General features: G+C 72.3%; 7 protein-coding genes. All 7 read right to left on the reverse strand.

The genetic code is table 11. The features are described from left to right. Positions 1-1,502, reverse strand: a 1,502-nt coding sequence (gene argH / locus OZN99_RS21075; protein ID WP_270937222.1) for an argininosuccinate lyase, incomplete at its 3' end; no start/stop codon positions are given. A 24-nt stretch (positions 1,503-1,526) separates the two neighbouring features. Next, complete coding sequence (locus tag OZN99_RS21080) at positions 1,527-2,237, reverse strand: amino acid ABC transporter permease (protein WP_270937223.1); 711 nt, start codon at positions 2,235-2,237, stop codon at positions 1,527-1,529. Then, the gene (locus OZN99_RS21085; protein ID WP_270937224.1) at positions 2,234-2,896 is read right to left on the reverse strand and encodes an amino acid ABC transporter permease; all 663 of its coding nucleotides are present in this window, start codon (positions 2,894-2,896) and stop codon (positions 2,234-2,236) included. The genes OZN99_RS21080 and OZN99_RS21085 overlap by 4 nt, the downstream gene beginning before the upstream one ends. Before the next feature lie 6 nt (positions 2,897-2,902). Then, positions 2,903-3,736 carry a transporter substrate-binding domain-containing protein gene (locus OZN99_RS21090; protein WP_270937225.1) on the reverse strand — a complete coding sequence of 278 codons (834 nt, stop codon included), beginning with the start codon at positions 3,734-3,736 and terminating at the stop codon, positions 2,903-2,905. Continuing rightward, positions 3,733-5,103: an NAD(P)/FAD-dependent oxidoreductase gene (locus OZN99_RS21095; RefSeq protein ID WP_270937226.1), complete on the reverse strand. Its 1,371-nt coding sequence runs from the start codon at positions 5,101-5,103 to the stop codon at positions 3,733-3,735. Before OZN99_RS21095 ends, OZN99_RS21090 begins: the two co-directional genes overlap by 4 nt. A gap of 57 nt (positions 5,104-5,160) precedes the next feature. Beyond that, the gene (locus OZN99_RS21100; protein ID WP_270937227.1) at positions 5,161-6,165 is read right to left on the reverse strand and encodes a Bug family tripartite tricarboxylate transporter substrate binding protein; all 1,005 of its coding nucleotides are present in this window, start codon (positions 6,163-6,165) and stop codon (positions 5,161-5,163) included. 30 nt (positions 6,166-6,195) lie between these two features. Continuing rightward, positions 6,196-7,462 (reverse strand): MmgE/PrpD family protein (locus OZN99_RS21105; RefSeq protein ID WP_270937228.1); only part of this gene is annotated, 1,267 nt, incomplete at its 5' end.

Raw genomic sequence — 7,462 nt, forward strand, 5'->3', positions numbered from 1 at the left:
GTGGCCAGGGCCTGCAGCGCGGCGTCGCGCTGCGCCTCCGCCGCCGCCAGCCGGTCGCGCCACGCGGCGACCCGGGCCTCGTCCTCCGCTAGGCGCGACGCCATGCGCGTGGCCATGCGACGCACCTCCACCGGTGCGGTCCCGCCCGGGATGGTGCGCGCCGCGACGGAGCGGGCGGGATCGAGCGCCTGCGCCACCGTCGCCGCGTCCAGCCCGGCGGCACGGCCGGCGACCTCCTGCGCGGCGGCGTCCACGATCTCCACCGTCGCCTCATGCGCGCCGCGGCCGGCTTCCATCAGGCGACGCACCACCGCGCCGGCGACGTGATGCGCGGTGCGGAAGTCCATCCCGGCGCCGCGCACCAGGGCATCGGCCAGGTCGGTCGCGGTGGAGAAGTTGGCGCGCGCGCGGGCGAGCAGCAGCTCGGCCTTCGGCGTCGCAGTCGCAGCGGCGATGCCGGCCAGCGCCAGGGCGCGCTCGGTCTCGGCCAGGGCCGGCCAGATCATCGCTTGGCCCTCGCGGTGCGCGTCCAGCGTGTTGGTGAAGTGGCTGGCGCGGATGCAGGCGCCGGCGGAGGCGAAGCCGGCGACGACATGGGCTGCCTTGCCCTTCAGGTGCTCCAGCACCACCGGGTTCTTCTTCTGCGGCATGATGGAGGAGGTGCCGCAGACCGAGTCCGGGAACTCGATCGCCGAGAATTCGTGGCTCACGGCGACGTGCATGTCCTCCGCGAAGCGGCTGAGCGTGAGGGCGAGCTGCGCTGCGGCGGCCACGACCTCCACCGAGAAGTCGCGGCTGGCCACGCAGTCCAGCCCGTGCTCCAGCACGCCGTCGAAGCCGAGCAGCTGCGCGACCAGCGCGCGGTCCACGGGGAAGGTGGTGGTGGCCAGCGCCGCCGCGCCCATCGGCGAGAGGTTGAGGCGCGGCCAGGCATCCAGCAGGCGCGCCGCGTCGCGTTCGAGGGCGGAGGCGAGGCCGGTCAGGTAGTAGCCGAAGGTGATGGGCTGCGCCGGCTGCAGGTGGGTGTAGCCTGGCATCACGACCTCCGCGAACGTCTCGCCGCGCGCCAGCAGCGTGCGGCGCAATGCCACAGCGCCGTCCAGCAAGCGCAGCACACCGTCGCGCACGCGCAGCCTGTCCAGCGCGGCGGAGAGGTCGTTGCGGCTGCGCGCGATGTGCAGGCGCCCCCCCGGATCGGCGCCGACTAGCGCGATGAGCCGCGCCTCCACGTTGAAATAGGCATCCTCCAGATTCGGGTCGGGGGTGATGGCGGCCGGACCCTCCGCCGCCATGCGCAGCAGGCCGCCGGCGATCGCCTTCGCCTGCGCCGGTGTCACGATGCCCTGGCGCGCCAGCATCACCAGATGCGCGGCATTCAGCGCGCCGAGATAGGGGAAGGTCAGCACCAGCTCGCCAGCCAGGCGCGGGCTGTAGATGTGCTCGATCACCTCGGGCGCGATGCCCTCGGCGAGGCGGCGGCTGACCTTGGAGGCGTGCGACATGCCGCGATGGCTCCGGTGGTGGGTTCAGAGGCTGGCGGCGTCGGGCGTGCGCACGATGCCGGCGGAGGCACGGCCCAGCCGGCGCTCCAGCCGGCGCGACAGCGCCGTGAGCACCGAGCAGACGCCGAAGTACACAAGCAGCACGAAGGCGTAGATCTCGAAGGCGGGGTTGATGCCCTGCATCACCGTGCTGCGCTCGATGATGAGGCCGCCGGCCTTGAGGAACTCCGTCACGCCGACCAGCGCACCAAGCGAGGTGGACTGCACGATCAGCGCAAGCAGGCCAGTATAGGCCGGCAGCACGGCGCGCAGCGCCTGCGGCCAGAGGATCAGCAGGTAGATCTTCCACGCGCGCAGCCCGAGCGCGGTCGCGGCTTCCCTCTGCCCTTTCGGCACGGACTGGATGCCGCCGCGCACGATCTCCGCCCCGTTGGCGCCGCCCCAGAGCGAAAGCCCGAGCGCGACGGCGGGGAAGGGCTCCAGCGGCACGCCCAGGAAGGGCGCGCCGAAGAAGATGGTGAAGATCGTCACGATGAGCGGGATGTCGCGCAGAACCTCCACGTACAGCGCGACGAGCATGCGCACCCATCGCGCCTTGACCGTCGCCAGCGTGCCGAGCAGCACGCCGATGACGGTGGAGGCCACCAGCGTGACCGCGGCCAGCAGCAGCGTGGCGCGCAGGCCGATCAGCAGCAGCGGCGCGTTCTCGGCGATCAGGGAGAAGCCGTAGCTCATGCGCGGAAGGGCGCCTGCAGGCGGTGTTCCAGCGCGCGGACCGCGGCGCTGAGGCTCAGCACCAGGGCGAGGTAGCCCACCAGCAGCACGGCCAGCATCTCGAAGGCACGGAAGTCGCTGGCGATGCGGTCGAAGGCGACGCCGGCCAGGTCCTGCAGCCCGATCGCGCTGACATAGGCGCTGTTCTTCACCAGCGAGACGCACGTGTTCAGTATCGCGGGAAGACCGGTGCGGACCGCGAGCGGCAGGCCGACGAGGCGGAGGTACTGCCCGCGCGTCAGCCCGAGCGCGCGCGCGGCTTCCCGCAGGCCGGACGCGATTGCGGAGAGGCCGCCGCGCACGTTCTCGGTCTGGAAGGCGCCGGCCCAGAGCGTCAGCGCCAGCACGCCCGACCAGAACAGCGAGAGGGTCAGCCCGATGGCGGGCAGGCCGAAGAAGACGAAGAACAGCTGCACCAGCAGCGGCGTGTTCCGGATGAACTCGACATAGCCGGCGAAGAGCTGCGAAAGCACGGGCACGCGCAGCACCCGCATGCTGGCGCCGACCAGCCCGATCGCGATGGAGAGCACCATCGCGATCGCGCTGACCTGGATAGTCAGCAGGATGCCGGCGCGCAGCGCTGGCAGCTGCCGAAGCAGGTAGTCGAGCTCGAAGTCCACCCGCCGCTACCGGGCGTTGGGTCGCGGCTCGTTGAAGGCGGCGGTGTAGGGCGCACGGATCTCGGCTGGCACCCAGCGCTCCAACCAGGTGGTGTAGAGGTTCTCCCGCTTCATCCGGGCCAGCGCCGCATTGATCCAGGCCATCCATTCCGGCTCGTTCTTGCGCAGCCCGACCGCGGCGTCGGAGACAGCGAAGGGCTCGCCGACAAGGCGCAGGTTCGGGTCGCGCGCGGCGATGACGATCAGTGTCGCGGCGTCGTGCGCATAGGCCTCGCCACGTCCCTGCAGCAGCGCCTGCAGCGCGTCGGAGGCGGTGTTGAGCCGCAGCGAGTTCAGCCCTGGCATGTTGGCGTCGAACCACAGAGCCTGGGTGGTGCCGCGCAGCATGATGACGGTGCGGTTGCGCACGTCGTCCAGGCTGCGAATCGGGCTGTCGCGACGCACCAGAAGGTCGGACCCGCCCCAGCGATAGGCGTCCGAGAAATCGATCACGCGGGCGCGTTCCGGCGTGACGCCGAGGGTCGCGATCAGCAGGTCCACGCGGCGGGCGTTGAGCTGCGGGATACGGTTATCGGCGGTGACGCATTGCAGGTCGATGCGATCGGCGCTGCCGAAGGCCCAGGCGGCCATTTGGCGTGCCATCTCCACCTCCACGCCCGCGAAGCCGCCATCGGCGCCGCGGAAGCCGTAGGGCGGCTGGTCGCAGCGCACGCCGGCGCGCAACTGGCCATGCTCCCGGATGGATTGCGGCAGCGGCGGCATCTGCTGCGCCAGCGCCTGGCCGGCGGCGAGGCCCAGCAGCAGCGCGCCCGCCGCCAGTCCCCTGCGGAAGATCCTCATCCCTCAGCCTCCTTGCTTGTGGTGTGCATCCGGCCGGGTCGGCCCAGCCGTTCGGCGACGACCTCGGCCGGGTTCGCCGCGAAGTCGCGCAGGTGGTAGGCGGCGCTGGCGGCCTGCACGAACCAGGGCCGGTTCACCAGGGGCGGCAGCGCGGGGAAGGGGATGTCGGCGAAGAAGGCGCGCCGGTTGGTGCGCCCGAGCATGAGCTGCGCCGCATGCCAGCCGAGGAAGGTCATCAGCGCCACGCCATTGCCGTTGCAGCCGACAGCGTGCATCACGCCGTCCTTCTCCGCCACATGCGGGATGCGGTCGGCGGTCATCGCGACATAGCCGCCCCAGGCATGGGTCAGGCGGGTCTGCCCGAGTTCCGGCCAGAAGCGCAGCATGCGTGCCCGCAGGGCAAGGGCCAGGCGCTGCGGCTCCAGTTGGCGCGCGCGCGGGCGGCAACCGAACAGGATGCGCGTGCCGTCCGGCGAGGGGCGCGTGTAGGTCAGTTCCTTCCGGCTGTCGGTCACCATGCGCCGGCGTGGGATCAGCCGGTCCATCAGGCCGGGCGGCAGGGGCCCGGTCGCGATCTGGTAGCTCATCACCGGCACCAGGCGGTCCTGCAGCCACGGATTGGCCTGGTCGGTGTAGCCGTTGGTGGCGTAGAGGACGTGCCGGGCGCGGATCTCGCCCCGCTCCGTGCGCACCTTGTGGCCGTCGCCGTCGCGCTCCGTGCCGAGCACGCGGGCATGGCTGAACAGAGTGGCGCCGGCGATCCGCGCGGCGTCGCGCAAGGCGCGGTTGAGCTTCGCCGGATGAACGCCGCCATACTCCTCAACGACGAAGCCGCCATGGAAGTAGTCCGTGCCGACCTCCTCGCGCTGCTCCTCGCGCGACAGGATGCGGATGGTCACGCCGGTGCGCGCCTTCAGCGTCTCCGCGTTGCGTTTCAGCGTCTCCAGATGGGCGGGCACGAAGGCGCCGAAGAAGCGGCCGCAGAGCTGCAGGTCGGCGTCCAGCTTCTCGCGCGCCATCAGGTCCTTCAGGAACTCGAAGGTGGCCTTGCTGTCCTCCAGCGCCGCGGCCTGCTTCTCGGCCGGCAACCCCTTCAGCGCGGCGGTCAGCACCAGCTTCTGGCCGGAGCTGACCATGCCGCCGGAGCGGGAGGAGGCGCCGCCGCCGAGCGGCCCGCCATCCAGCACGGCGACCGTAGCGCCGGCACGTGCCGCTTCCAGCGCGGCGGAGAGGCCGGCGAAGCCGCTGCCGATCACCACCAGGTCGGCGCGCGCGGGCAGCGGTTCGTCGCGCGCGGTCTCGGGCGGTGCGGCGTCCCACCAATAGGGCTCGGCCCGGAAGTCCGGGTGGAAGGCAGCGTCGGTCAAGCGGCCCGCTCCTGCGATGCGGCCGCCTCCGGCGCGAGGCTTGGCGTGGTGATGGCGCTACTCCACCTTCGCGCCGGACGCGGCGATCAGCGGCTCCCAGGCGACGATCTCGTCGCGCAGGTACTGGGTGAAGCGCTGCGGCGTATAGCCGCGCATCAGCTGGGCATCGAGGGATTCCAGCCGGGGGCCCGTCTCGGGGTCGGAGAGCGCGCGCTCCACGGCGTTGGCGATGCGCGTCACCACCTCCGGCGGCATGCCGGCGGGACCGAACAGGCCGAACCACGAATAGGCCTTGTAGGGTGGCAGACCGGCCTCGGCGAGCGTCGGGACGTCCGGCATCACCGGCGAGCGCCGGTCGCTGGCGACGAACAGCACGCGCGCGCCGCCGCTTTCGGCATGTGGCTTCAGCGCGCTCAGCACCTCGTGCGTGAACTGCACCTCGCCGGCCAGCAGCGCGGTGAAGGCGGCGCCGGCGCTGCGGTAGGGCACATGCACCACCTGCGTGCCGGTATGCGCCACGAAGTTGGCGCCGGCCAGGTGGCTGGTCGTGCCGACGCCGTTGCTGGCGTAGTGATAGCGGCCGGGATGCGCGCGCAGCTCCGCCACCAGCTCCTGCGCGGTGCGCACGTTCCAGCCGCGCGTGGTGGCGGCGAGGGCGAGGGGGACGAAGACCGTCGGCGCGATGGCCGTCAGGTCGCGCAGTGGGTCATAGGGCAGGTTGCGATAGAGATGCACCGCGAGAGCGACGGCCGAGAGCGCGGCACAGACCAGCGTGTAGCCATCCGGCGCCGAGCGCGCGACGAAGTTAGTGCCGACTGTGCCGCCGCTGCCGACGCGGTTCTCCACCACGACCGGCTGGCCGAGGATCTCGGAAAGCTTGGGCGCCAGCACGCGCATCGTCACGTCGGTCGCGCCGCCCGTGCCGTAGGGCACGATCACGCGGATCGGTCGGCTGGGGAAGGCGTCCTGCGCGCGCAGCAGGCCGGGCACGGCGAGCCCGGTGACGGACAGCGCAAGCAGGCCGCGGCGGCCGGGCCCTTGCGGCTGGTGTGGATCACGCATGCGCAGCCCTCCTTCCTCGTGGTGCGATCCTCACGGCCGCAGCAGCGCCGTGACCTCCTCCATGCGGTTCAGCGTCTCGAAGCGCTCGAGCCGCGCCAGCGCCTGCTCCGCGCGATGCGGCGCCAGCGCGTCGCGCGCGCAGTCCAGGAACTTGGCGCCGAGCTCGTCCTCGGCGAGCGGATCGCCGGGATGGCCGTGCGGCGTGATGCGTGCCTCTCGCCGTGTCCCGCCGTCGGCCAGGGTCACGTGCAGCGTCGCGCGCTCCGTCATCTCCGTCACCGGCCTGTCGCCGCGCAGCTCCGGATCGACGCGCATCTCGATGCGCTCCATCAGCGCGGCGACGGAAGGGCGGGCGATCGCGTCCTCGGTGAAGCTCGCCATGGTGAGCGAGCCGTCCTCCAGAGTCGCGGCCAGGCAGTAGGGCAGGCTGAACCGCGCCTCGGCGGGGCTGGTCGGCACGCGGTAGCGCAGGTTCGCGGCCGCGACCTCGGAGACCAGCGCCTCGATCTGGGCCACCTCCGCGGCGCGCGGGCGCAGTGCGCGCAGCGCGTCCACCGGGCGGTGGGTGGAGGCGCAGCAGGGATAGGCCTTCAGCCACACGCCGTACTGCTCCATGGCGGAGGGCCGGCCCAGCCGGTCGGCCAGGCCCGCGAAGCCCGGCGCGGACTCGCCCGCCATCAGCTCCAGGTAGCCCCACTTGCCCTCGAAGGGCTCGGCGATGCCTTCCACGCCGGCTGCGGCCATTTGCGCGGCCATCATGCCGTTCTGCGCGGCCAGCCCGGCGTGCAACGGCTTGGCCACGGTGCCGAACTGGCGCTTCGACCCGCCGGCCATGCTGGTGGAGAGCGAGATCGCCATCGCCATCGCGTGCGGATCCAGCCGCAGCAGCCGCCCGCAGGCCGCCGCCACGCCCGGGCTGCCGAGGGAGAGCGTGGTGTGCCAGCCCCGCCGGTAATGCTCGAGGTTCATCGCCTCGCCCAGCCGCGCCAGCACCTCGAAGCCGACGAGATAGGCATCCACCATGTCCGACGCGCTCGCGCCCGTGGCCTCGGCCAATGCCAGCAGTGCCGGCACCAGCGCGGCGGAGGGATGCGACATCGAGGGCTCGAGCACGTCGTCGTAGTCGATGGCATGTGCCGCCGTGCCGTTGACCAGCGCGGCGGCGGGGGCGGGCAGGCCCTCGTGGCTGCCGGCGACGAAGCAGCCGCCCGCGGCCCAGCCCGATGCGGCGCGGCGCACCGCGCGCACGCCGGGCTCGTTCTGCCCGGCCAGCATCACCGCGAGCGTGTCGAGGATG

Source organism: Falsiroseomonas oryzae (assembly GCF_027856955.1).
GTDB classification, from domain to species: domain Bacteria; phylum Pseudomonadota; class Alphaproteobacteria; order Acetobacterales; family Acetobacteraceae; genus Falsiroseomonas; species Falsiroseomonas oryzae.